The sequence below is a fragment of the Bradyrhizobium sp. MV1.5 genome (assembly GCF_055807615.1).
The window spans coordinates 88,937-112,249 of record NZ_JBVVPL010000026.1; the positions used below are offsets into that span (position 1 = coordinate 88,937).

General features: G+C 65.4%; 20 protein-coding genes. 9 read left to right on the forward strand and 11 right to left on the reverse strand.

Features of this window, described 5'->3' with window-relative positions; all coding sequences use genetic code 11:
* The first annotated feature begins 158 nt into the window (after window positions 1-158).
* From AC0L2J_RS23195 to AC0L2J_RS23215, 5 genes are read left to right on the forward strand one after another with little or no spacing between them, the layout of a single operon-like run.
* Entirely contained in the window at window positions 159-1,034 is an 876-nt protein-coding gene (locus AC0L2J_RS23195) for a branched-chain amino acid ABC transporter permease (RefSeq protein WP_007615760.1), read from the forward strand.
* Window positions 1,031-2,029 carry a branched-chain amino acid ABC transporter permease gene (locus AC0L2J_RS23200; protein WP_473394656.1) on the forward strand — a complete coding sequence of 333 codons (999 nt, stop codon included), beginning with the start codon at window positions 1,031-1,033 and terminating at the stop codon, window positions 2,027-2,029. Before AC0L2J_RS23195 ends, AC0L2J_RS23200 begins: the two co-directional genes overlap by 4 nt.
* Window positions 2,026-2,769 (forward strand): ABC transporter ATP-binding protein, encoded by a 744-nt coding sequence (locus AC0L2J_RS23205; protein WP_473394657.1) that lies wholly within the window; start codon window positions 2,026-2,028, stop codon window positions 2,767-2,769. Before AC0L2J_RS23200 ends, AC0L2J_RS23205 begins: the two co-directional genes overlap by 4 nt.
* Before the next feature lie 10 nt (window positions 2,770-2,779).
* Window positions 2,780-3,517 carry an ABC transporter ATP-binding protein gene (locus AC0L2J_RS23210; RefSeq protein WP_473394658.1) on the forward strand — a complete coding sequence of 246 codons (738 nt, stop codon included), beginning with the start codon at window positions 2,780-2,782 and terminating at the stop codon, window positions 3,515-3,517.
* The gene (locus AC0L2J_RS23215; RefSeq protein WP_473394659.1) at window positions 3,514-5,385 is read left to right on the forward strand and encodes a bifunctional sugar phosphate isomerase/epimerase/4-hydroxyphenylpyruvate dioxygenase family protein; all 1,872 of its coding nucleotides are present in this window, start codon (window positions 3,514-3,516) and stop codon (window positions 5,383-5,385) included. The genes AC0L2J_RS23210 and AC0L2J_RS23215 overlap by 4 nt, the downstream gene beginning before the upstream one ends.
* A 183-nt stretch (window positions 5,386-5,568) precedes the next feature.
* On the opposite strand, the gene AC0L2J_RS23220 is transcribed toward AC0L2J_RS23215, so the two are convergent.
* Entirely contained in the window at window positions 5,569-6,741 is a 1,173-nt protein-coding gene (locus AC0L2J_RS23220) for an ABC transporter substrate-binding protein (protein ID WP_007615771.1), read from the reverse strand.
* 307 nt (window positions 6,742-7,048) lie between these two features.
* On the opposite strand from AC0L2J_RS23220, the gene AC0L2J_RS23225 reads away from it, so the two are divergent.
* Window positions 7,049-8,311, forward strand: coding sequence for an NAD(P)/FAD-dependent oxidoreductase (locus AC0L2J_RS23225; protein WP_007615773.1), 1,263 nt, complete (start codon window positions 7,049-7,051; stop codon window positions 8,309-8,311).
* A 223-nt stretch (window positions 8,312-8,534) separates the two neighbouring features.
* Here the strand turns inward: AC0L2J_RS23225 and AC0L2J_RS23230 are convergent, their stop codons facing one another.
* The gene (locus AC0L2J_RS23230; protein ID WP_473394660.1) at window positions 8,535-9,746 is read right to left on the reverse strand and encodes an ABC transporter substrate-binding protein; all 1,212 of its coding nucleotides are present in this window, start codon (window positions 9,744-9,746) and stop codon (window positions 8,535-8,537) included.
* Window positions 9,747-9,790: 44 nt separating this feature from the next.
* Window positions 9,791-11,011, reverse strand: a complete 1,221-nt coding sequence (locus AC0L2J_RS23235; protein ID WP_473394661.1) for a cytochrome P450 — start codon at window positions 11,009-11,011, stop codon at window positions 9,791-9,793.
* An 83-nt stretch (window positions 11,012-11,094) separates the two neighbouring features.
* Between AC0L2J_RS23235 and AC0L2J_RS23240 the strand changes: the two genes are divergently transcribed.
* The gene (locus AC0L2J_RS23240) at window positions 11,095-11,601 is read left to right on the forward strand and encodes a MarR family winged helix-turn-helix transcriptional regulator (RefSeq protein WP_473394662.1); all 507 of its coding nucleotides are present in this window, start codon (window positions 11,095-11,097) and stop codon (window positions 11,599-11,601) included.
* 381 nt (window positions 11,602-11,982) lie between these two features.
* Here the strand turns inward: AC0L2J_RS23240 and AC0L2J_RS23245 are convergent, their stop codons facing one another.
* Window positions 11,983-13,839: a feruloyl-CoA synthase gene (locus AC0L2J_RS23245; RefSeq protein WP_473394663.1), complete on the reverse strand. Its 1,857-nt coding sequence runs from the start codon at window positions 13,837-13,839 to the stop codon at window positions 11,983-11,985.
* 152 nt (window positions 13,840-13,991) lie between these two features.
* On the opposite strand from AC0L2J_RS23245, the gene AC0L2J_RS23250 reads away from it, so the two are divergent.
* Window positions 13,992-14,486: a MarR family winged helix-turn-helix transcriptional regulator gene (locus tag AC0L2J_RS23250; RefSeq protein WP_473394664.1), complete on the forward strand. Its 495-nt coding sequence runs from the start codon at window positions 13,992-13,994 to the stop codon at window positions 14,484-14,486.
* 206 nt (window positions 14,487-14,692) lie between these two features.
* On the forward strand, window positions 14,693-16,501 hold the full coding sequence (gene atzF / locus AC0L2J_RS23255; RefSeq protein ID WP_473394665.1) for an allophanate hydrolase: 1,809 nt from the start codon (window positions 14,693-14,695) through the stop codon (window positions 16,499-16,501).
* Between the two features lie 123 nt (window positions 16,502-16,624).
* Here the strand turns inward: atzF and AC0L2J_RS23260 are convergent, their stop codons facing one another.
* The 7 genes from AC0L2J_RS23260 to AC0L2J_RS23290 all read right to left on the reverse strand — a co-directional run bounded on the left by AC0L2J_RS23260 (window position 16,625) and on the right by AC0L2J_RS23290 (window position 23,168).
* Window positions 16,625-17,347 carry a GntR family transcriptional regulator gene (locus tag AC0L2J_RS23260; protein ID WP_007615791.1) on the reverse strand — a complete coding sequence of 241 codons (723 nt, stop codon included), beginning with the start codon at window positions 17,345-17,347 and terminating at the stop codon, window positions 16,625-16,627.
* A 4-nt stretch (window positions 17,348-17,351) separates the two neighbouring features.
* A complete protein-coding gene (gene hpxZ / locus AC0L2J_RS23265) occupies window positions 17,352-17,744 on the reverse strand; it encodes an oxalurate catabolism protein HpxZ (protein ID WP_007615793.1) in 393 nt (130 codons plus the stop codon).
* A gap of 1 nt (window position 17,745) precedes the next feature.
* Entirely contained in the window at window positions 17,746-19,143 is a 1,398-nt protein-coding gene (locus AC0L2J_RS23270; protein ID WP_473394666.1) for an AtzE family amidohydrolase, read from the reverse strand.
* A 7-nt stretch (window positions 19,144-19,150) separates the two neighbouring features.
* Entirely contained in the window at window positions 19,151-19,330 is a 180-nt protein-coding gene (locus tag AC0L2J_RS23275) for a DUF4089 domain-containing protein (RefSeq protein WP_007615797.1), read from the reverse strand.
* Between the two features lie 13 nt (window positions 19,331-19,343).
* Window positions 19,344-21,089 (reverse strand): dipeptide ABC transporter ATP-binding protein, encoded by a 1,746-nt coding sequence (locus AC0L2J_RS23280; protein ID WP_473394667.1) that lies wholly within the window; start codon window positions 21,087-21,089, stop codon window positions 19,344-19,346.
* A 103-nt stretch (window positions 21,090-21,192) separates the two neighbouring features.
* The gene (locus AC0L2J_RS23285) at window positions 21,193-22,092 is read right to left on the reverse strand and encodes an ABC transporter permease (protein ID WP_354127039.1); all 900 of its coding nucleotides are present in this window, start codon (window positions 22,090-22,092) and stop codon (window positions 21,193-21,195) included.
* Window positions 22,093-22,154: 62 nt separating this feature from the next.
* On the reverse strand, window positions 22,155-23,168 hold the full coding sequence (locus AC0L2J_RS23290; protein WP_007615803.1) for an ABC transporter permease: 1,014 nt from the start codon (window positions 23,166-23,168) through the stop codon (window positions 22,155-22,157).
* Between the last annotated feature and the right edge of the window lie 145 nt (window positions 23,169-23,313).

Sequence of the window (23,313 nt, forward strand, 5' to 3'; positions counted from 1 at the left end):
CCGCGGGGGTGGGCCGGCCGCCCCCCCCCCCCCCCCCCGCCGCCGCCCCCCCCCCCCCCCCCCCCCCCCCCCCCCCCCCCCCCCCCCCGCCGCCCCCCCCCCCCCCCCCCCGACCCTCTCCCCGCAAGCGGGGAGAGGGAGAAGAGAGAGAGGGGAAAATGTCCAATCTGTTCGATCTTCTGGTCGCTGGACTTGCCACCGGCGCGATCTATGCGCTGGTCGCGGTCGGCTTCACGCTGCTGTGGCAGACCTCGCAGACCATCAACTTCGCGCAGGGCGAGTTCGTGATGCTGCCGGCGTTCCTGATGCTCGCGGCGATGCATGCCGGCGCGCCGTTCTGGCTCGCGATCATCCTCGGCATCCTGCTCTCGATGCTCCTGCTCGGCCTCGCCTTCAAGATGCTGCTGGTGGATCCGATGATGCGCCACGGCGTGCTGCCGCTCGCGATCGCGACCATGGCGCTCGCGATCGGCCTCAAGGAGGCTGTAAAACAGTTCTTCAGCGCCGAAGCCTCACCCTTCCCCTCGATCGTGCCGACCGGCGACGTCTCTATCCTCGGCCATGCCGTCTCGCTGCAAAGCATCGGCGTCCTCGTCCTCGCCATCCTTGCCGTCTTCGGCTTGACTGCGCTTCTCAACCGCACCTCGCTCGGCCACCAGATGCAGGCGGCGGCGCAGAACCCGACGGTGGCGCGCATCATCGGCGTCCCTGTCGAGCGCATGATTCTCCTGACCTTCCTGATCAACGCGTTCCTGGTCGCTCTCGCGTCGCTGTTGATCACGCCGATCTACCTCGCGAAATTCACGTCCGGCGAGGTGCTGGGCCAGGCCGCCTTCATCGCCGCGATCGTCGGCGGGTTCAACCAGGTGCGCGGCGCGATCGCAGGCGGCCTCCTGATCGGCGTGCTCGACAATCTCGCGGCCGCCTATGTCTCGACGCAGTACCGCGCCGCCGTGCCGATGATCTTCCTGATCGCCGTCATCCTGTTCCGGCCGCAGGGCCTGCTCGGCCGCGCCGAGGAGCGCACCGTATGAGCGGCTTCGCCAAACCTCTCAAGATCGCGTTCGGCCTCACCGTCTTCGCTGCGCTGATCGTCGTCCCCATGAACTTCAACCGCTATGGCCTGTTCATCCTGAGCCAGTGGGCGGTGATGGCCATCGCCGCAATGGGCCTCAACCTCACGCTCGGCTATGCCGGCCAGGTCTCGCTGGCGCAGGGCGCCTTCGTCGGCATCGGCGCTTACGCCGCAGCGATCATGACCACGCATGGCTGGCCGCTTCCGGCGGCGATCGTCGTCGCGATCGCCTTGAGCTTCGCGGTCGGCTGGGTGCTCGGCTATCCCGCGCTGCGGGTGCAGCACCACTACCTCGCCTTCGTCACGCTTGCCTTCTCCACGCTGGCCTTCCTGGTATTTCGCAACGAGAGCTGGCTCACCGGCGGCATCTACGGCATCTCCAACATTCCGCGTCCGCACATCTTCGGCATCGCCACCAACAAGCCGCTGCCGTTCTACTATGTCTGTCTCGGCTCGCTCGCGATCGTGTCGCTCGCGGTGTGGTGGCTGATCCGCTCGCCCTGGGGCCGCGCCTTCATGGCGCTGCGCGAAAACCCGCTGCGGGCGCAGTCGCTGGGCGTCGACACGCGACGCTATACGCTGATGGCGTTCGCGATCGGCTCCGCGCTCGGTGGCGTCGCCGGCGCGCTCTATGCGCCGCTGACGCAATATATCGATCCCGTGCCGTTCAACCTGTCGCTCTCGCTCGACCTCCTGATGATGGTGATCGTCGGCGGCGCCGGATTCTTCCTGGGCCCGTTCCTGGGCGCGATGATCGCGGTGCTGCTGCCGGAATGGCTGCGCTTCACCGAGGGCTATTATCTGATGCTCTACGCGATCGCGGTGATGGGGCTGCTGATCTGGTCGCCGACCGGCATTTTGGGAATCCTCGACCGCTATCTCGCCGAGCGGCGAACCAAGGCGGCCTCCGCCCAGCGCGCCGTCGCAAAGTCCCGGCTGGAGACGGTGCAATGAGCGCGGTCCTCGAAGTCACCGACATCAAGAAGAATTTTGGCGGCATCAGCGCCGTCGGCGGCGTCTCTTTTGACGTCCACGAGGGCGAGATCCTCGGCCTGATCGGCCCGAACGGCTGCGGCAAGTCGACCCTGTTCAACTGCATCCTCGGCCAGCTCACGCCGGGCGGCGGCGAGGTCAAGCTCGACGGCAAGGTCGTCACGGGCTTGCGACCCGCCGAGCTCAACAAGCTCGGGGTCAGCCGCACCTTCCAGCTCCTGCAGGTGTTCCCAAAACTCTCGGTGCGCGAGAACCTGATCCTCGCGGGACAGGAGCACCAGGGCAGCATGGCCTCGCGACTGGTCGGCCGCTCCGATGCCGGCCTGACGGAGGCCGCCAACCAGATGATCGGCTTTTTCAAGCTCGATCATCTCGCCGACGAGCCGGCCGGCGGGCTGTCCTATGGCCAGCAAAAACTGCTCGACGCCGCAATGGCCTTCATGGGCGGGCCGCGCCTGGTGCTGCTCGACGAGCCCGCCGGCGGCGTGAACCCGTCGATGTTGACGGACCTGAAGGAGCGGCTGGTGGCGATCAACCGCGAGAAGAACGCCACCTTCGTCGTGATCGAGCACAACATGGAATTCGTGATGTCGCTGTGCTCGCGCGTGATGGTGATGGCGGAAGGCAAGGTGCTGGCAATGGGACGGCCCGACGAGGTCCGCAAGGACCCCGCCGTGATCGAAGCCTATCTCGGACATTGAGGAACCAGCCATGAGCGATCCGATCCTCTCGGTTCACAATCTCGTCGGCGGCTACGGCAAGATGACGATCCTGAACGGCACCACCTTTGCCGTGCCGCAGGCGACCATCACCACCATCATCGGCCCGAACGGCGCCGGCAAGTCGACCGTGTTCAAGGCGATCTTCGGCCTGCTCAAGCTGCGCGAGGGCAAGATCAGCTTCGCCGGCCGCGACGTCACCAATTTGAGCCAGCGCGCGCTGCTTAATGCCGGCATCTGCTACGTGCCGCAGGGCCGCAACATCTTTCCCGAACTGTCGGTGCGACACAACATCGAGCTTGGCGGCGTTTCGGCGGGCAAGGGCATCGACCTACAGAGCCGGATCGAGGCTGCGCTCGACCTGTTCCCGGCGCTGCGGCGGAAATCGCCGCAGCAGGCCTCCACGCTGTCCGGCGGCGAGCAGAAGCAGCTCGAAATTGCGCGCTCGCTGCTGCTCGAACCGAAGCTCGTGCTGATCGACGAGCCCTCGATCGGCCTGTCGCCACTGATGGTGCAGCAGACTTTCGACATCCTGAAGAGCTTGCGCGACGGCGGCGTCACCATTCTGATGATCGAGCAGAACGCACGCTCGGCGCTGGAGATTTCCGACATCGGCATCGTGCTCGAACTCGGCCAGACCCGCATGGTCGACGGCGCGAAGCGCATTTTGCATGATCCCCGCATCGGACAATTGTTCCTCGGCGGCGCGATGGAGGACAACGCAGCATGACCAAACGCTCGATCGCAACGGTCTCTCTCTCCGGCGCTCTCGACGAAAAGCTCCGCGCCATCGCGTCTGCAGGCTTCGACGCCGTCGAGATCTTCGAGAACGATCTGCTGTCGTTCGGCGCCGGCCCCCGCGACATCGCAAAGCTCTGCCGCGACCTCGACCTAGAAATCTGCGCGTTTCAGCCGTTCCGTGATTTCGAGGGCATGCCGGAGCCGCAGCGTTCGCGCAACTTTGCCCGCGCCGAACGCAAGTTCGACCTGATGCAGGAGCTCGGCACCGATCTGCTGCTGATCTGCTCCAACGTATCGCCGGCCGCGCTCGGCGGCATCGACCGCGCCGCGGATGATTTTCGCGAGCTCGGCGAGCGCGCGGCCAAACGGTCTTTGCGCGTCGGCTACGAGGCATTGGCCTGGGGACGTCACGTCAACGATTACCGCGATGCATGGGAAATCGTGCGGCGCGCCGATCACCCCGCGATCGGAATCATTCTCGACAGCTTTCATGCGCTGGCCCCCGGCTTTCCGGTCCGCGCGATGGCCTCGATCCCCGGCGACAAGATCTTCCTGGTCCAGCTTGCGGATGCGCCGAAGCTCGAGCTGGACATCCTCTCCTGGAGCCGGCACTTCCGCTCCTTCCCCGGCCAGGGCGATCTGCCGGTCGGCGAGTTCATGGCGGCGATCGCGGCGACCGGCTATGCCGGGCCGCTGTCGCTGGAGATCTTCAACGACCAGTTTCGCGCCGGCTCGGCCGTGCAGACCGCGGTCGACGGCCTGCGTTCGCTGATCCTGCTGGAGGACCAGCTTGCACCGGATTGGCCAAAGCTCGTCAGCGAACCCTTGGCGCCCAAGCCCAAAAGTGGAGGCACGGGATTCATCGAGTTTGCCGTCAACGAGACCAAGGCCGGCGAACTCGCCCGCCTGCTTGCGCAGCTCGGTTTCCGAAAGACCGGCAAGCATCGCAGCAAGACGGTGGAGCGCTGGTCGCAGGGCAAGGTCGAGCTCGTCGTCAACTCCGAGACCGACGGCTTTGCGCATTCGCACTACGTGACGCATGGCCCCGGCGTCTGCGCCATCGCGCTCGACGTCGACAATGCCGGCCTCGCTATGCAGCGCGCCGAAACACTGAAAGCGCGCACCTTCTACCAGCCGGTCGGACCGGGCGAGCTCGAGATTCCCGCAATTCACGGCGTCGGCGGCAGCTTGCTGTATTTCCTCGATCAGGCCGGCAAGAATTGGGACACGGATTTCGAACAAGTCCCGAGCGACGCTCGCGCGGACGCCCTGCTGGCCGTCGATCACATCGCGCAGTCGATGCCCTATGACGAGATGCTGTCGTGGCTGCTGTTCTACACCGGCATCCTCGACCTCGAGCGGCTGCCGCAGATGGAGATCGCCGATCCCAGAGGCCTCGTGCAGAGTCAGGCCGTCATCAACGGCGACCAGAGCCTGCGCTTCGTGCTCAACGGCTCATCCGCCAACCGCACGCTGCCGGCCCGCTTCATCTCGGAGTTTTTCGGCTCGGGCGTGCAGCACGTCGCATTCACGTGCCGGGACATTTTTGCGGCGGTCGCGGAGATGCGCAAGCGCGGCGCGGATTTTTTGGATATCCCGGACAATTACTACGACGACATCGAAGCCAAATACGACCTCGCACCCGAGCTGATGACGCAGCTGCGCGCCAACCACATTCTCTACGACCGCGAAGGCGACGGGGAGTTCTTCCAGGTCTATACCCACATCTTCGACGAGCGGTTCTTCTTCGAGATCGTGGAGCGACGGGATTATCAGGGCTTCGGCGCGGCCAATGCCGGGATTCGGCTTGCGGCGCAGGCGCGCGAAGTGCGGCCTGCGAGCATGCCGCGGGTGTAAGCTCTCTTTTTCCCTCTCCCCTTGTGGGAGAGGGTGGATCGCCGCAAGCGGCGAGACGGGTGAGGGGTTCTCTCCGCTAACTCGATAGACTTTGCTTTGCGGAAACAACCCCTCATCCGGCGCTTCGCGCCACCTTCTCCCACAAGGGGAGAAGGTGCAGCAACGCTTGCGGCTACACCGCCCTCACTTCATCGCGCATTTGTCGTGGAAGCGATCCTGGTCGTTCTCGACGATGGTCGCGACCGTCTTGAGCGAGAGCTGGCCTTCGCCGTCCTTGACCACGTCCTGCAGGTAGAAGTTCTGCACCGGGATGTGATTCTTGCCGTACTTGAAGGGGCCGCGCAGCGATTTGAAGTTGGCCTTCTCCATCTCGGCCTTCATCGCTTCCTTCTTGCTGGTGTCGCCCTTCACCGCGACCACGGCGCTGTTGACGAGCTGGGCCGCATCATAGGCTTGCGCGCCGTAATAGGTCGGGCGCAGCCCGGGGTACTTCTTGCGATAGTCGGCGACGAAGCGCTTGTTCTGCTCATTGGGCAGATCATTCACCCATTCCTGCGCACCGGGAACGCCGAGCGCGTTCTCCTTCTGCAACGGCAGCGACAGCTCGTCGACGGTGAAGGCCGTGTAGAGCGGCATCGTGCTCTTCAGCCCGGCCTGCGCATATTGGTTGAGGAACTGCACGCCGGCTGCACCCGGATAGAACACGAAGATCGACTCGGCGCCCGAGGCCCGCGCCTTGGAGAGCTCGGCGGAGAAGTCGAGCTGGCTCGGCCAGACCGTGTATTCCTCGCCCTTGACCTCGCCCTTGAACGTGCTCTTCACGCCCGCGAGCATGTCCTTGCCGGCGGCGTAGTTCGGGCCGATCAGGAACACGCTCTTGACGCCCTTCTGGTTCATGTAGAGACCCATCGCGGCCGGCGTCTGGTCGTTCTGCCACGAGGTCGAGAACACGTAGGGCGAGCAGAGCTCGCCCGCGAGCTGCGACGGACCGGCATTGGCCGAGATCAGGAAGGTCTGCGAATCCACGGCGGTCTTGAGCGAGGCCAGCAGCACGTTCGACCAGATGTAGCCGACGATGAAATCGACCTTGTCGGACTGCACCAGCTTCTCGGTCTTCTGCTTGCCGACGTCGGGCTTCTGCCCGTCGTCCTCGTAGATCACCTCGACCGGCTTGCCGTCCATCTTGCGGCCGATGTGATCGAGCGCGAGCTCGAAGGAGTTGCGCATGTCGTTGCCGATTACGGCGGTCGGGCCGCTGAAGGTCGAAACGAAGCCGATCTTGATGGTGTCGCCGGCGGATGCCGGGCCTGCCAGCACCAGCGCAGCCGCGCCCGCCAACCAGAATGCCGTTCTCATAGCCACTCCCCTCCATATTATTATGCCCGCAAGCGGGGGTGATTGCCGCCCCGGGTCATCTCTATTGAACGCAAAATCTGTCGCGCCGCCAATGGCTCAGCGCCGGCCCTGCATCATATTTCGCCCCGAACGGCGATAGCAAGAAATATAATTCTACTTACTTAGACGGAGGCTGCGGCGCTTTTTCGCGGGACAGCGATACACTCGATGCCCTTGGCCTATGCAGCGATTGATGACGGCTATTGGACCGCCGCGCCTGATCAGCGCTTAGATGAGGATAGTGCCGCGAGATTCGGAGAGGCGCATCATGACCACGACACCGCATCGCGTCGTCATCGTCGGAGCCGGTTTCGGCGGGCTGGAGACGACCTACCGGCTCGCCGGCAGCCCGGTCGAGATCACGCTGATCGACCGCCGCAACCATCATCTGTTCCAGCCGCTGCTCTACCAGGTCGCGACCGCCTCGCTCGCCACCAGCGAGATCGCCTGGCCGGTCCGGCACCTGATGCGCGACCGGCGCGATGTGACGACGCTGTTTGCGACCGTCAGCGGCGTCGATGCCGACAGGCGCTGCGTGCTGATCGACGACGGCAGCGAGGTGCCTTACGACACGCTGGTGCTCGCCACCGGCGCGCGGCACGCCTATTTCGGCCACGACGAATGGGAGCAGTTCGCGCCGGGCCTGAAGACGCTGGAGGACGCAACGACGCTGCGGCGTCACATCCTGGTGGCGTTCGAGCACGCCGAGCGCGAGACCGATCCGGCCAAGCGCGCGGCGCGGCTGACCTTCGTCATCGTCGGCGCCGGTCCAACGGGCGTGGAGCTCGCGGGGACAATCGCCGAGATGGCGCACCACACCTTGCCAGCCGACTTCCGCAACATCGACACCAACAAGGCGCGCGTGGTGCTGATCGAGGCGGGTCCTCGCGTGCTGGCAGGCTTTCCCGACGACCTCTCGGCCTACGCGCAGGCCTCGCTGGAGAAGATCGGCGTCGAGGTCGTGCTCGGACAGGCCGTCACCGAGATCAATCGCGAGGGCGTGGTGTTCGGCGGCAAGCTGCTCGAAGCCAAGACACGAATCTGGGCCGCCGGCGTGCGCGCCTCGCCCGCGGCCGAGTGGCTGGGCGCCCCGGCCGATCGTGCCGGACGGGTGCAGGTCGAAAACGATCTTACGATCCCCGGTCATCCCGAAATCTTTGCGATCGGCGACACCGTTCTGATCAACGCCTGGGACGGCAAGCCCGTGCCAGGCATCGCGCCGGCCGCCAAGCAGCAGGGCCGTTACGTCGCCGAGACCATCAAGGCGCGGCTGCGCAAAGAGCCGACGGGCCCGTTCCGCTACAAGCACTCCGGCAGCCTCGCCCAGATCGGCAAACGGCTCGCGGTGATCGATTTCGGCCGCATCAAGCTGCGCGGCACCATCGCGTGGTGGATCTGGGGCATCGCCCACATCTACTTCCTGATCGGCTTGCGCCACCGCCTCAGCGTCGCGCTGAGCTGGCTCTGGATCTACGCCCGCGACCAGCGCGCAGCCCGGCTGATCACGCAGGGATCGAGCAAGGTGGTGTAGTTCTTTTCCTTCTCCCCTTGCGGGAGAAGGTGGCACAGGCGGCCTTCGGCCGCCGTTCTTGAAAACGCCGATGCTTCGCATCGGCTATGGCGCCGGATGAGGGGTCTGTCTCAGCGCGTGAGATTGTGCGCGAGGAGAGAACCCCTCACCCGGCTTCGCTTTCGCGAAGCCACCCTCTCCCGCAAGGGGAGAGGGTGCAGCAGCGCCCGCGGAAACTCTAGTCCTACTTCACCAACTGGCACCCACCTTCCGCCAGCGGTCGAAACGCCTGCTCCGCCGGGATCGTCGAGACCAGCTTGTAATAGTCGTACGGATATTTCGACTCCTCCGGCTTCTTCACCTCGAACAGATACATCGGATGCACGACGCGGCCGTCCTGGCGGATCGCGGTGTCGCCGAACAGCTTGTCCTTGCCCTTGAACTTCTTCATCTCGGGCACGGCATCCTTGGCATTGTCGCTGCCGGTCGCGGCGACCGCGTTGAGATAGGCGAGTGTGGAGGCATAGACCCCGGCCTGGTTGCCGCTCGGCATCTTGCCGTTCATCCCGGGCCGCGCGGCGAACCGCTTGGCGAAGGCGCGGGTGTCGTCGTTCATGTCCCAGTAGAAGGCCTCCATGAGCTGAAGCCCTTGCGCGACCTTGATGCCCATGCCGTGGACGTCGTTGATGAAGAGCAGGAAGGCGACGAGCTTCTGTCCGCCCTGCTGGATCCCGAACTCGGCAGCCTGCTTCACCGCGTTGATGGTGTCGCCGCCGGCATTGGCGAGCCCTATCACCTGCGCCTTCGAGCCCTGCGCCTGCAACAGGAAGGACGCGAAGTCGGACGTGCCGAGCGGATGCTTGCTCGAGCCCAACACCTTGCCGCCATGCGCCTCGATGTATTTCTGGGCTTCCGCCTCGATGCCCTTGCCGAGCGCGTAGTCAACCGTGAGGAAATACCAGTCCTTGCCGCCGCGCGACATCATCGCGGCTGCCGTGGTGTTGCCGGTCGCCCAGGCGTCGTTGACCCATTGGATGGTGTTGGGCGAGCAGGCCTTGCCGGTGAGATCGGAGCTCGCGGTGGACGACGCCAGGAACGTCATGCGGCTGTCGCGCAGCAGCGTGTTGATGGAGAGGCCAACGGCCGAGTTCGGCACGTCGACGATGGCGTCGACGCCTTCGACATCGAGCCATTTGCGCGCGATGGCATTGCCGACGTCGGCCTTGTTCTGGTGATCGGCATAGACGATCTCGACCTTGATGCCTTTGCCGCCGCCGTTGAAATCCTCGGCGGCCATGCGCGCGGCCTCGACCGAGCCCATGCCGTTGGTATCCTGGAAGATGCCGGAGATGTCGTTGAGAACGCCGACACGCACGACGTTGTCCGAGATCTCGGCATTTGCCACGCCGCCAATTAAGCTCGCGGCCAGCGCAAGCGTCCACTTCAAGTTCTTCATTCTTCCCTCCCCTGTCGTATTTGTTGCTTTCGATGCCGCCAGCGTCAGGCCGGCGTGATGCTCACAGGCAGGCTGTCGAGCCCGCGCAGCGTGTTGTTGAAGCGGCGCTGTGGCTTGCCCGTGATCTCGATCTTCGCGATCCGGCGGGCCAGCGCCGCGAGCATTGTCTCGCCTTCGAGCCGCGCGACCAGCTGGCCGACGCACATGTGAATACCTGAGCCATAACCAACATGGCCGGACGTGCGGCGGGTGATGTCGTAGCTGTCCGGCCTGTCCCAGCGCCGCGGATCGCGATTGGCAGCCGCCAGAAACATCAACACCTTCTCGCCCTCACCGATGGTCGCGCCTGACAGTTCGACCTCGCGCGTTGTCGTGCGGAAGAAGGTCTGCACCGGGCTTTCAAAACGGACGGCCTCCTCGAAAGCGTTGCGCGCCAGCGTGAAATCGTTGCGCAGGCGCTGCCACTGCTCCGGGAAGCGCGCGAGACAGTAGACCGCTGCACCGATGCCGTTGACGGTGGTGTCGAGGCCCGCCGACAGCAGCGAACGCACCAGCAACGGCGCTTCGGTGGCGGTGATGGCACCCTCGTCGACATGGGCGTGGATGCAGGCGCCGATGCCGCCGGGCGTGAGGTTGTCCCGCTGGCACTGATCGGTGACGTAAGCCTGGTGCGGCGCCGAACGCGCGATCGCTTCCTGGCGCAGCTCGTTCGGCGGGCCGAAGGCATTGAACACGACACTGGCATAGGGGATCAGATGTTCGCGGCCCTCCGGCTTCAGCCCGAGCGCATCCGGGAAGATCGACAGCGGATAGGCCTCGGCGAGATCCGTGATGGCATCGAAGCTGCGCTTCTCCAGCAGCGCGTCCACACGCTCTTCCGCTGCGGCAGCAAAGCGGTCGCGGAGCCCCTTCATCACCGTCGGCGACAGCACCTTCGAGAGCACGGCGCGGGTGCGGGTGTGCGCGGGCGGATCGGCTTCGAGGATCAGGCTCGGCGGCCGCCACGGCGTCTCCTTCTTGAAGTCGGAGAGGCCGACGCCGCGGCTGGAGCAGAACGTCCCGGAGTCGTTCAGCACGGCATGAACCTCGGCATAGCGCGCCACGCCATAGACGTTCCACTTGTCGAGATAGACGACAGGTCCCGCCTCCCGCAGCAGCTCATGCGTGGGATAGGGGTCGGCGAAGAAATCCATGTCGAAGGGATCGACGTCGAGATGCGGGACGGCCGACGAACCGGTGATTTCCGGGGAGCTGGAAGTGTTCATTGAAGTCCTCCCTCATTTTGATCTTGTGAAAGGGCGGCGCTTACTCTTAGGTCTCCAGACACGCCGCGAGATAGAATCCCGACATGCCGCCGTCTTCGACCAGAGCCCGCCAAAAACCTGCGTCCACCGAGACGGGACCGACACTCGATCTCGATCGCTACGTCCCCGCGTTCATCACCTTCATCGCCAACAAGCTCTCGAACAGCGCCACCGCGTTCTATCAGCGGCAGTTCGGCGTCAACGTCACGGAATGGCGGATCATGTCGCTGCTGGCGATCGAGCCCGGCATTCCCGCCTCGCGCATCTGCCACGTCATCGGTTTCGACAAGGGCCCGGTGAGCCGGACGCTGGCCGGCCTGGAAAAGCGGGCGCTGATCTCGATCCGCACCGATCCCAACGACGGACGCACCCATTCGATCTCGCTGACGGCGAAGGGCCGCGCCATCCATGACAAGGTGATCGTCGCGGCATTCGAGCGCGAACGGCGCCTGTTGTCTTGTCTGGACAAGGACGAGCGCGAGATGCTGATCGACCTGTTGCGCCGCCTGCACGAGAATCTCGGCGCAGTGACCGGCAGCACCGAGACCTGACGGGCCACGCAGCGAGCTGCGGTCGCCGTCATGTTCACGCATGCGCAGGCGCTCGCCCGCGGCGCCCTCTCTGCCGAGCATTGCTTCCTCCGATCCGACGCGGCGGTTCCTTCCGCCGTCATCCTTGTCTGGAACGGTTCGCATAAATTAGTTGCCGAGGCAACAAAAGAATCATGCAGCATAATGCGGCAGGTTGGCTGGCGTATTTAGGCTTGCCCAACTCTCGTGTCCCGGACGCGCTGCAGCGTGAAACGCTGCTGCGCAGAGCCGGGATCCATGCGACCGCGCGTATTAAGCGAGATGGGCCCCGGCTCTGCAGCGCATCACTGCGTGCTGCGCTGCGTCCGGGGCACGAGAGCAGCTAGCGCGGGCGTGGACGGGCTAACTGCCGCAACCGATCCACTCACCCGAGACATCGTCATCCAACCGCGCCAGGGCATCGGCGCGCCGCGTCAGCACCGCGCGCTGGTTGATGTAGCCCTTGTCGGTGATCTCGCCGCCGTCCACCGACGGCGGCTCGGCAAGCAGCAGGGCGCGCGTGGCATGGCCGGAGGAGTTGGGGCCCTGTTGCTTCAGTGTCGCCAGCCCCTGCGCGATCGCAGCTCTGATATCGTCATGCGCGAGCACGGCATTCACGTCGACCGTCTCGGGCAGGCCGGCATGCGCGCGGCACGCGGCGATGTTCGGAAACACCAGAAAGCGCACCTCGTCGCCGCCATGGCCGGTGACGACGATGTCCTGCGCGAGCGGCGCCAGCGCGGCGATGCCGGCGAGGCGCAGCGTGCCGACACTGACCCAGGTGCCGGAATTGAGCTTGAAATCCTCCGCGACGCGGCCGTCGAAGAACAGGCCGCGCTCGGGCCGCTTCGCATCGGCGAATTTCACGGCGTCACCGATGAGATAAAAACCCTCGTCGTCAAAAGCCTGCCTGGTCAGCTCCGGCGCCTTCCAGTAGCCCGGCGTGACGTTGGGGCCGCGCACGCGCACCTCCAGCTTGTCGCCGGAGGTGACGAGCTTCAGTTCGGTGCCCGGTATGGGCACGCCGATATTGCCCGAGCGCTCCGCGAGGAAATGGCAGTCGGTGGCCAGCGGCGACGTCTCGGTCGAGCCCCACGCCGAGACCATCGGCATCGCGCGGCCAACGGTCTTGACGGAAAGCTCTTCGAGCGCGTCCCACAGATTCTGCGGCAGCGCTGCACCGGCGTAGAACGCGAATTTCACCTCGCTGAAGAAGCGGCGGCGCAGTTCCTCGTCGCCGCGCAACGCCGCAATCAACATGTCGAAGCCGCGCGGCACGTTGAAATAGACCGTCGGCATCACACTTCTGAGATTGGCGAGTGACATCGCAAACAGACCGGGCGCCGGCTTGCCGCCGTCGATATAGAGCGAGCCGCCATTGCGAAGCACGAGATTGAAATTGTGGTTGGCGCCGAACGTGTGGCTCCAAGGCAGCCAGTCGAGAATGACGAGATCGCGGCCAGTCTGCTCGAGAAACGTCCAGGTCTGCGCCTTGGCCTGCTGGCTCGAGGTCAGCATGCGCTGGGTATTGATCACGGCTTTCGGCGTGCCGGTCGAGCCCGAAGTGAACAGGAGCTTTGCGATCGTCGCGGGCGTCACCGCGGCGAAGGCCTTTGCGACGTCGGGGCTCTCCGGCGTTGCCGCGATGGTGCGAAAGGCCAGCGCATCGGCATCGTCTGCATTGCCGCTGATGATCCGCGCGTTATGCAGCGACTTGATCGCGGCCAGCGCCGCCGCAAACGGCCTCGTCGCGGAGACATAGATCGCGGCGGGCTTGAGCAGCGCGATCATGCTCTTGAGCTTGTCGAAATCCTTTGACATCAGCGAATAGGCCGGCGAGATCGCTGCCGAGGGCACGCCGACATGCTGGGCCGCAAGTGCCAGCAGCGCATGATCGATGCTGTTGTCGGAGAGGATCGCGAGGGGGCGCTCCGGACTGAGACCTTGCGCCAGAATCCAGGACGCTGCCGCGCGCACCTGGCGCAGCGCCTGCGCATAGGTGACGGTGGTCCATGGCGCTTCGGCACTGCCGCGCTCCGCGAGGAAAATCGCATCGGGCCTCTGCCGCGCCCATTGCTCCAGCCAGTCGCCGACGCAACGCGCGCCATCGCGCAAGGGCTCGGGCGAGCGCAGCACGATGCTGCCGTCGGCGCGATGCTCGGCAACGGTTCTGGGTGTCGCGAACAGGCTCGAAGCATCACCGCGAGGGGCGGCTGTCATGGTTTCCTCCTCGCCCGGAAGCCGGGATCGGCCGCGGCCTCGTCGCGGACCGCGTTGGCCATAATGTTGGGCATGCCAATTGTTGTCGTCAACAACAATCTTCCGCTGGCGCGGCGAAGACGCTACAACAATGATCCCGCAGGAGACGCGACGTGACAGCCACCGCAGCCCGGACTTCTCGACGCAAACGCGCCGGCAACGGCGCCGCGCGGCGGATCGACGCGGACGAGATCGGCCTCGACGCCCTGGTCGGGCACGCCGGCTATGCGGTGCGGCGCTTCCAGATCTGGATTTTCCAGGACTTCGTCAAAACGCTCGGCGATGTCGAGATCCGGCCGACGCAATATTCGGTGCTGACGGTGATCGGCGCCAATCCCGGCCTGTCGCAGATGGCGGTGGCCAAGCGGCTCGGCATCGAGCGCGCGCGGCTGGTGCATCTGCTCGACAGCCTCGAGCAGCGCGATCTGGTCGAACGCGTCAAGTCGAAGGCGGACCGGCGCTCCCACGCCCTTCACCTCACGAAGCTGGGCAAGACGGCGCTGGCAAAATTCAAGCGCCTCGCCGCGGAGCACGAGCGGCATGTCGAGGAGAGGATCGGCAAGCAGAACCGGGAGCGGCTGTTGCGAATCTTGGCTGACTTCACCTGATCCAGGCTGCCTAATACTTGTGCAAATGCCCCCGACGAGGCGCGGACGTGTCGGCCCGGTTGATCCTCGAATTATCCCACAAGCCACTGATCTCTCGATAATATCCGGAGCACTTCTCCTGCCCGGATTCTGTACACAATGGCACATCGCTTGCTTCGATCCGGGTGAAGAGACGTGGCCGGAGTTTTGTCGCGATGAGGGCTGAAATGGGGGCTGAGCAGACTGAAACGATCGCCGCGATCGTGGCCGCGCATCGCGCGGGCACGCTCACACCGGCGCAGACGGTCGCGCGCAGCTATCAGCGCATCCGCGACCACAACGATCCCGCCGTCTTCATCAGCCTGCGCGACGAAAGGGACGCGATCACGGAAGCCGAGAAGCTCGCCACGCGTGCCGATGCAGCCAGCCTGCCGCTCTACGGCGTGCCGGTCGTGGTGAAGGACAATATCGACGCGCTGGGATTTCCGACCACCGCAGCATGTCCGGCCTTCTCGTATACCCCGACGCATGATTCGACCGCGGTTGGGCGGCTGCGTGCCGCCGGCGCCATCATCATCGGCAAGACCAATCTCGACCAGTTCGCGACCGGCCTTGTCGGCGTGCGCTCGCCCTACGGCATCCCCAGAAACGCGATCCGCGATGACCTCATTCCCGGCGGCTCGAGCTCGGGATCGGCGACCGCCGTCGGCGCCGGGTTGGTGCCGCTGTCGCTCGGCACCGACACCGCCGGCAGCGGCCGCGTGCCGGCGATGCTCAACAACATCGTTGGTCTCAAGCCGAGCCTCGGCATGATCTCGACCGCTGGCCTAGTGCCGGCCTGCCGGACGCTCGACTGCATCTCGGTATTCGCTTTGACGGTCGACGACGCCGCGCTCGCACTGTCGGTGATGGCAGGTCCCGATCAGGCCGATCCGTTCTCGCGCGACCGGCCGCTTGGCGCGATCACCCCGCTCCCGGCAAACCTGCGCCTCGGCGTGCCGCGCAGCGGACAGCTGATCTTCTTCGGCGACAAGAAGGCGGAAGCGGCTTACGCCGATGCCTTGAAGCGCTGGACCGCGCTTGGCGCAACGCTCGTCGAATTCGACCTCGAGCCGTTCTACGAGACGGCGCGGCTGCTCTATGAAGGACCCTGGGTCGCCGAGCGCTATCTCGTGATCCGCGACCTGCTGGCGTCCGCGCCGGATGCGATCCATCCCGTGACGCGCGAGATCACCGTAGCGGGTGCGCGGCTGACGGCGGCGGATACCTTCTCCGCGCTCTATCGCTTGCAGGGCCTGCGCAAGATCGCCGAACGCACCTTCACAAATATCGACGCGCTGGTGCTGCCGACGGCGCCGACGGCCTATACGGCCGCGCAGGTGCTGGCCAATCCGATCGAGCTCAACAGCCGGCTCGGCACCTATACCAACTTCGTCAATCTGCTCGACCTCTGCGGTCTCGCGGTGCCGGCGGCGATGCGCGCCGACGGCATTCCGTTCGGCATCACGCTCCTTGCGCCCACCGGCCACGACGCGCTGCTCGCGAGCATCGGCCGCGTGTTCCACGCCGATACCAAACTAACGCTTGGCGCAAAGGGCGTGGCGCAACCCGCGCTGGCGCCGCTTGCCGCAAGCGGCATCGACGACATTCCCATCGCCGTGGTCGGCGCGCATCTGTCCGGCATGGCGCTGAACGGCGAGTTGAAAGCGCTGAACGGCCAGCTGATCGAGGCGACCAGGACCGCCCCCGACTACAAGCTCTACGCATTGAAGACCACGCCGCCGAAGCCGGGCATGCTGCGCGTCGAAGCCGGCAAGGGCGCGTCGATCGAGCTGGAGATCTGGTCGCTGTCGTCGTCCGCCTTCGGCAAGTTCGTCAACGCGATTCCTGCGCCGATGGCGATCGGCACGGTGCGGCTCGCCGATGGCCGCAGCGTGAAGGGATTTCTGGTCGAACCCGAAGTGCTGGGCGAGGCGCGCGACATCACGGCGTATGGTGGATGGCGGAAGTATATGGCGGAGGCCGCGCCGGCGTAGCTGCATCTCCTCATGGTGAGGAGGCGCGCAAGCGCCGTCTCGAACCATGAAGGCCCCCGCGGCTGCATCTCGGCCTTCCATCCTTCGAGACGCGGCCTTCGGCCGCTCCTCAGGATGAGGGACTCACACCGACACCGCGTAGATCTCGTACTCCCCGCGCACCAGCTCGATATGCGCACGCATCGCGGCGGCGGCGCCCTGCTTGTCGCCGCGCATGATGGCGACGACGACGCGGTCGTGCTCGGCTTGCGACTTGGCGAGGCGGCCGAGGTTGCGGAACTGGGCGCGGCGAAACGGCTGCACGCGCACGCGCGTCGCCAGCGTGATCTCGGCGATGTAACCGTTCTGCGATCCCGCATAGATCGCATTGTGGAAGCGCTCATTGACTTCGTGGAAGCGGTCGGGATTGCCGGCATAGCTCAGCACCCGCAGCTCTTCGTGGATGGCTTCCAGGCCGTGGCGCTCGGCAGCCGACATGCGTTCAGCGGCAAGACCCGCGCACAGTGCTTCCAGCTCCGCCATCGCCTCGAACATGCCCGTCAGCCGTTCGAACGAAGGCTGCGCTACGACCGCGCCGCGATGGGCGCGCGCTTCGACGAGGCCGCTTGCCACGAGTTGGCGCAACGCTTCCCGCACCGGCGTGCGCGAAACGCTGAAGCGGCGCGCGATGTCGGTCTCGTCAAGCGGCGCGCCGGGCGGCAGAGCTCCGCGCACGATCTCGTCGGCGAGCTGCAGGCGCAATTCCTCGGCGCGCGTGACCTTGTGCACTGATGGCGACGCCCGGTCGACACGCGGCACCGCCGGTTCGGCCGGCAGCGTTCCGGGCGGAAGATCGTCAAGCGTCATACGGTCAGGTCTCTTTCGACTCGTCGATGATGCTGACATGGGCGGCGACGACGCGCCAGCCCTCCGGGAATTTTACCCAGGTCTGCATCTGCCGGCCGACCTTGCCCGGCATCGTGTCGCGATAGAACAGGGTGGAGGCGACAGCGGTGTCGCGGCCATAGCTCGTGATCACGGTTTTCGCAGTGCGGCGGTTGAGGCCGACCGGCGAGCGCCCGGCGCGAAAGCCGGAGATCGCTTCATAGCCGTAGAGGTTCTCGCCGATGCCATAGCGCAGCGTGCGGGGATCGTTGCGAAAGAGCTCGCCGAGCACCGCGACGTCGTTGGTGATCAGGGCCTGCTCATAGCGCTCGAACGCGGCTTTGACGTCCGCGATCACGTCGGGGAGATCGATCTCCATCTCAAAATCCTTTTGGGCAGGGCGCGGCGGCAACGCCCATCTTCTCCAACGCGTACGCGACGCGCAGCGCGATGTCCTCGCGCCATGGCGCGGCGATGATCTGCACGCCGATCGGCAGCGGTTCGAGCGGCACCGGCACGGCGACCACAGGCAAGCCGATGAACGAGATCGGCTGGGTGTGGATGCCGATATTGGCGCGCACCGGCAGCTCGACGCCGCCAAGATTGAAATTGACCTGGCCGAGTTTTGGCGCCGTGCATGGCGTCGCGGGCGCGATCAGCACGTCGACGGATTTGAAAATCTCCGCGAGTTGCGCGCGATACCAGCGGCGGAATTTCTGCGCGCGGTCGACCAGCGGCGCCGGCACCATGGCGCCCGCGATCAGCCGGTCGCGCACGGCGGGATCGAAATCGTTCGGCCGCTTGCGCAGCCGGTCGAGATGCAGCGAGGCGCCTTCGGTGGTGGTGATGACATAGGCCGCCGCACGGGCCCGCGCGGCTTCGGGCACGTCCACCACGCGCGTTGCGCCCAGCGCCTTGGCGACACGGCTGACGGCTTCGACGGCTTCCGGAAACAAATTGGTCTGGAAGTACCCGCCGGCGATGGCGATGCGCAGGTCCGAAACCGGATTGGCAAGCAGCGGCAGCGTCGGCTCCAGACCACGTGTGGTGGTGCAGGCGGCGTCGTCCGCATCCGGTCCCTGCATGGCGTCATAGGCCAGCGCGAGATCGGTGACGGAACGCGCGAACGGACCGAGATGATCGAGGCTTGCGACGAACGGGAAGGAGCGCGCCCGCGAGAGCCGGCCGTAGGTGGGCTTCAGGCCGAAGATGCCGCAGAATGAGGACGGCACGCGGATCGAACCGTTGGTGTCGGAGCCGAGCGCGATCGGCACTAGCGCGCCGCCGACGGCACTGCCCGAGCCGCCGGAGGAGCCGCCGCTCATCCGCGTCGTGTCGTGCGGATTGCGCGAGGGACCGTCATGGACGTTCTCCCCGGTGAAGTCGTAGGCGTATTCGCCCATGTTGAGCGCGCCGACCAGCACGGCGCCGGCCGCTTCCATCCGCTCGATCAGCGTGGCGTCGCGGCTGGCGGGCACGCGGTCGCGGTTGATCTTCGAGCCTGCGCGCGTGGCGAGGCCTGCGACGTCGAACAAATTCTTGACCGCGAAGGGCACGCCGGCCAATGGACCGACGGCCTTGCCGGCAGCGATATCGGCATCGATCGCGCGCGCTTTGGCACGGGCGCGATCGGCGGTGATGTCGGTGAAGGCGTTGAGGATGGTGTCGTGCTGCTTGATGCGCGCAAGCGCTGCTTCGGTCGCGTCGAGCGCGGACATCTTGCGGCCGGCAACCGCGCTCGCGATCTCGGAGGCCGTCATCTCTGGCTTGGTCGTCATGGCGGCGTCAGACCGTGAACACGGGCGCCGGCTCGGTCTCGTCCGGCAGCGCGAATTCGTCGACGAGGCGGCCGAGCCGCAGCGAGACCTCGAGATTGGCGCGGATGGACGACCTCCATGCTTCCTCGACGGGCAACGCCAGCGCTTTGGTGACAGCGTCGATATAATCGTCCAGCGGTTCGGCCATCACAAACAAGCTCTCAGGGTGCGCCCAATGTCTGCAGCGGCGGGTGCGGGATCGCCGTCAGCAGCTCCTTGGTGTAGTCGTCCTGCGGATCGCTCAAGACCCTCTCGGAAGATCCTTCCTCGACGATTCGACCCGACCGCATGACAATGACACGATCGCACAACAAGCGCACTACGTTCAAATCATGCGAGACGAACAGATAACTCATACCTAGCCGCGCCTTGAGGTCCTGGAGCAGATTGAGGACCACCGCCTGGACCGAGACGTCGAGCGCGGCGGTCGGCTCGTCCAGGATGACGAGTTTCGGGTGCAGGGCAATGGCGCGGGCGATGCCGACGCGGGCCTTCTGGCCGCCCGACAATTGGTGCGGGAAGCGATCCAGCAGATTGTGCGGCAGGCCCACCATGGTGGCGAGTTCCTCGCAGCGGGCGCGGAGCGCGTCGCGCCCCCTGATGTCGCCGAGCTGCATGATGGGATCGGCGATGGCGCGCACGGCGGTGAAGCGCGGGTTGAGGCTGTCGGTGGGATCCTGGAACACCATCTGGATGCGGCTACGCTGCGGCAGCCGGGCAAAGCCGGCGGGCGCGATGGCGCCGATGTCCTCGCCGTCGAACTGGATCAGGCCCGAGGTCTGGTCCAGCAGCCGCATCACCATCATCGACGTGGTCGATTTGCCGCAGCCGGACTCGCCGACCAGGCCAACGCTCTCGCCATGGCCGACCGAGAAGCTGATGCCGTCGACCGCGCGGAACACGTCCGGCTCCACCGGCGGCTTGCGGCCGAACAATTTGCCGAGCGTGGCGGTGGCACCCTGGCGGGGATATTCCTTGACCAGCTTGTCGATGAGGAGAAGGGGCTGCCCGCTCTTCTTGGCCTCGTCTTGCGAAGCCTGATGGATGGCCGGGTCAGGCCCGGCCACGACAGCTGCGCCCTCCTCCTCCGGCAACAGATCCCGCAGGCTCACGCCGAGCCGCGGCGTCGCGCGCATCAGCTTCTTCGTGTAGGGGTGCTGCGGATTGGCGAAGATGTCGGCGGCCTTTGCGGTCTCGACCACCCTACCCTTCTCCATCACCACGACGCGGTCGCAATAGGCGGCGGCCAAGCCGAGGTCGTGCGTGATCAGGATGGTGGACATCGCCTTGCGCTTGGTCAGCTCGACGATCAGATCCATCACCGCCTTCTGCGTGGTGACGTCCAATCCGGTCGTCGGCTCGTCCGCGATCAGCAGCTGGGGATTGCAGGCGAGCGCGAGCGCGATGACGACGCGCTGGCACATGCCGCCCGACAATTCGAACGGATAGGCGTGATAGCGCTCGCGCGGGCGGGCGATCTTGACCTGTTCCAGCGCCTCGATCGCCTTCTCGCCGCGGTCCGAAACCATGGCCTGCTGGACATGGGTGCGCAGCACGTCTTCGATCTGGTCGCCGACCTTCCGGATCGGGTTGAGCGCGGCGCGCGGGTTCTGGAAGATCATCGAGACTTCGCGACCGCGCAAATCGCGCATCTGGTCCTCGGTCGCGGCCTTCACGTCGATGCCCGAGAACATCACCGAGCCCTCGGCGATCCGCCCGGCACGGTCGAGGATGCGCATCACGGCATAGGAGGTCACCGACTTGCCGGAGCCGGACTCGCCGACAATGGCGAGCGTCTCGCCCTTGGCGACGGAAATGTTGACGTGCTGCACCGCTTTCACGATGCCGCGGCGGGTGGTGAATTCGACGGTGAGGTCCTGGACGTCGAGCAGAGGCTGGGCGGTCATGGATGCCTCCCAAACAAAAACATCGAAAACAACCCCATGCACAGTAGAACGGGATTGATTTTATTGGAGAATTTTGAGCGGAAATTCGCGCATAAACCCGCCATCACGTCCTCCGCTGGGGGTCGACGATGTCGCGCAGGCCGTCGCCGAGGAGGTTGAAGCAGAACACGGCGATCATCAAAGCGAGGCCCGGGAATAGCGCGATCCACCATTCGCCTGACACCATGAAGCCGGCGCCTTCGGCGACCATGATGCCCCATTCCGCCGTCGGCGGGCGGACGCCGAGGCCGATGAACGAGAGACCGGCGGCATTGAGGATGGCGTAGCCCATGGTCAGCGACATCTGCACGATCATGATCGGCATGATGTTCGGCAGGATGTGCACGAGGAGAATGCGGAATTCGCCGTTGCCGGACAGCCGCGCGGCCTGCACGAAGCCGGCGTTGCGGCGGACATTGGCTTCGGCGCGCGCGACGCGGGCATAGAGCGGGAAGTTCACGATGGCGGTGGCCAGGATGATGTTCTGCACGGTGTTGCCGAGCGCTGCGACGATGCCCATCGCCAGCACGAACAACGGGAACGCCATGATGGTGTCGGCGATGCGGCCGACGATGCGGTCGGTCCAGCCGCCGAAATAGCCGGCTGCGATGCCGGCGAGGCCGCCCATCAGGAACACCAGCACGACGGAGGCGACCGCGATGAACGTATCGAGCCGTGTCGCCACCACAACGCGGCTGAAGATGTCGCGGCCCAATTGGTCGGTGCCGAACCAGTGCGCGGCCGATGGCGGCTTGAGCGACGCCGCGGTGTCGGACGCCAGCGGATCATACGGCACTACATAGGGGCCGAAGATCGCGGCAAGGAGGATCACGATCAGCAGCGCGAAGGCAAAGCCGGTGACCTTGTTCTCGCCGAGCACGTAGCGGGTCTGGTCGAGCAGCGCGACGAACCCTGACGTCCGCGCGGGACCGACGGGTTCAACAGCAGGCGCAACGGTGCTCATGACTCTATCCTTTTGAGCATGATCTGATCGGAAAACCGGTACCCACTTTTCCGGATCATGCTCTACCCTTCCAGCCGCACGCGTGGATCGATCACGCCGTAGAGAATGTCGATCACGAGATTGAGCAGCACGTACATCACCGCCATGGTCAGCACGAAACCCTGCACCGGCGCGAAGTCCGACGAGATCAGCGCTTCGACCGCATAGGAGCCGATGCCGGGCCAGGCGAACACTTTCTCGACCAGCACGTTGGCGCCCAGCAAGAAGGAGAACACCATGCTCAGCGTGGTGATCACCGGGAGCATCGCATTGCGGAAGGCGTAAGTGACGATGACGGTCGCCGGCGACAGGCCGCTGGCGCGCGCGGTGCGCACGAATTCGGACGACAGCACCGCTAGCATCGAGGCCCGCGTCATGCGCGCGATCGGCGCCAGCGAGAAGATCGCAAGCGTCGTCGCCGGCAGGATGAGCTGGCTGCAGGCCGAACGGAACGCCTCGAAGTCGCGCGCGATCAGTGTGTCGATCAGATAGAAGCCTGTGACCGTCGGCGGCGCGCTGTAGAACACATCGAGCCGGCCGAGCGGCGCGGGCGACCAGCCAAGTTGAAAATAGAAGACATAGACCAGCACGAGACCGGTGAAGAACACCGGCAGCGAGACGCCGGCCGTCGTCGTGACGCGACAGAGATGATCGACCCACGATCCCGGCCGGGTCGCCGCCAGTACGCCAAGCGGAATCGCGATCACGATCGAGACGATGAGGCCGAGCAGCGTCAGCTCGGCGGAGGCCGGCAGGCGGTTGCGGATCTCGGCCGCGACCGGCTGGCCGGTTGTGAGCGAGTTGCCGAAATCGCCATGGGCGAGATCGTTGGTGTAGCGGAAGAACTGCTCGATCAGCGGCTTGTCGAGGCCGAGCTTTTTCCGGATCTGCTCGACGGCTTCTTTCGTCGCGGCGGGTCCCGCGAAATACGCGGCGGGATCACCCGGCAATGCGCGGGTCAGCAGGAAGGTGACGATGACGACCCCGATCAGCGAGGGAATCGCGAACATCAGGCGCTTGCCGATCATGGTCAGCATGGGGTGCTCCTCCTTCTGCCTTGCAATTGGGAGCAAACTTGAACGGCTTGCGCCGCTGCGTTCCCTCCCGCCTTGTGGGGGAGGGTTGGGGAGAGGGGTAGCCACAAGCTCAGATCTCTCCCGGAGCCACCCCCCTCCCTGCCCC

What these genes read in the sequence shown, in the direction of transcription:
- AC0L2J_RS23195 (WP_007615760.1), top strand. Translation starts at nt 159, where the DNA reads ATGTCCAATCTGTTCGATCTTCTGGTCGCTGGACTTGCCACCGGCGCG.
- AC0L2J_RS23200 (WP_473394656.1), top strand. Translation starts at nt 1,031, where the DNA reads ATGAGCGGCTTCGCCAAACCTCTCAAGATCGCGTTCGGCCTCACCGTC.
- AC0L2J_RS23205 (WP_473394657.1), top strand. Translation starts at nt 2,026, where the DNA reads ATGAGCGCGGTCCTCGAAGTCACCGACATCAAGAAGAATTTTGGCGGC.
- AC0L2J_RS23210 (WP_473394658.1), top strand. Translation starts at nt 2,780, where the DNA reads ATGAGCGATCCGATCCTCTCGGTTCACAATCTCGTCGGCGGCTACGGC.
- AC0L2J_RS23215 (WP_473394659.1), top strand. Translation starts at nt 3,514, where the DNA reads ATGACCAAACGCTCGATCGCAACGGTCTCTCTCTCCGGCGCTCTCGAC.
- AC0L2J_RS23220 (WP_007615771.1), bottom strand. Translation starts at nt 6,741, where the DNA reads ATGAGAACGGCATTCTGGTTGGCGGGCGCGGCTGCGCTGGTGCTGGCA.
- AC0L2J_RS23225 (WP_007615773.1), top strand. Translation starts at nt 7,049, where the DNA reads ATGACCACGACACCGCATCGCGTCGTCATCGTCGGAGCCGGTTTCGGC.
- AC0L2J_RS23230 (WP_473394660.1), bottom strand. Translation starts at nt 9,746, where the DNA reads ATGAAGAACTTGAAGTGGACGCTTGCGCTGGCCGCGAGCTTAATTGGC.
- AC0L2J_RS23235 (WP_473394661.1), bottom strand. Translation starts at nt 11,011, where the DNA reads ATGAACACTTCCAGCTCCCCGGAAATCACCGGTTCGTCGGCCGTCCCG.
- AC0L2J_RS23240 (WP_473394662.1), top strand. Translation starts at nt 11,095, where the DNA reads ATGCCGCCGTCTTCGACCAGAGCCCGCCAAAAACCTGCGTCCACCGAG.
- AC0L2J_RS23245 (WP_473394663.1), bottom strand. Translation starts at nt 13,839, where the DNA reads ATGACAGCCGCCCCTCGCGGTGATGCTTCGAGCCTGTTCGCGACACCC.
- atzF (WP_473394665.1), top strand. Translation starts at nt 14,693, where the DNA reads ATGGGGGCTGAGCAGACTGAAACGATCGCCGCGATCGTGGCCGCGCAT.
- AC0L2J_RS23260 (WP_007615791.1), bottom strand. Translation starts at nt 17,347, where the DNA reads ATGACGCTTGACGATCTTCCGCCCGGAACGCTGCCGGCCGAACCGGCG.
- hpxZ (WP_007615793.1), bottom strand. Translation starts at nt 17,744, where the DNA reads ATGGAGATCGATCTCCCCGACGTGATCGCGGACGTCAAAGCCGCGTTC.
- AC0L2J_RS23270 (WP_473394666.1), bottom strand. Translation starts at nt 19,143, where the DNA reads ATGACGACCAAGCCAGAGATGACGGCCTCCGAGATCGCGAGCGCGGTT.
- AC0L2J_RS23275 (WP_007615797.1), bottom strand. Translation starts at nt 19,330, where the DNA reads ATGGCCGAACCGCTGGACGATTATATCGACGCTGTCACCAAAGCGCTG.
- AC0L2J_RS23280 (WP_473394667.1), bottom strand. Translation starts at nt 21,089, where the DNA reads ATGACCGCCCAGCCTCTGCTCGACGTCCAGGACCTCACCGTCGAATTC.
- AC0L2J_RS23285 (WP_354127039.1), bottom strand. Translation starts at nt 22,092, where the DNA reads ATGAGCACCGTTGCGCCTGCTGTTGAACCCGTCGGTCCCGCGCGGACG.
- AC0L2J_RS23290 (WP_007615803.1), bottom strand. Translation starts at nt 23,168, where the DNA reads ATGCTGACCATGATCGGCAAGCGCCTGATGTTCGCGATTCCCTCGCTG.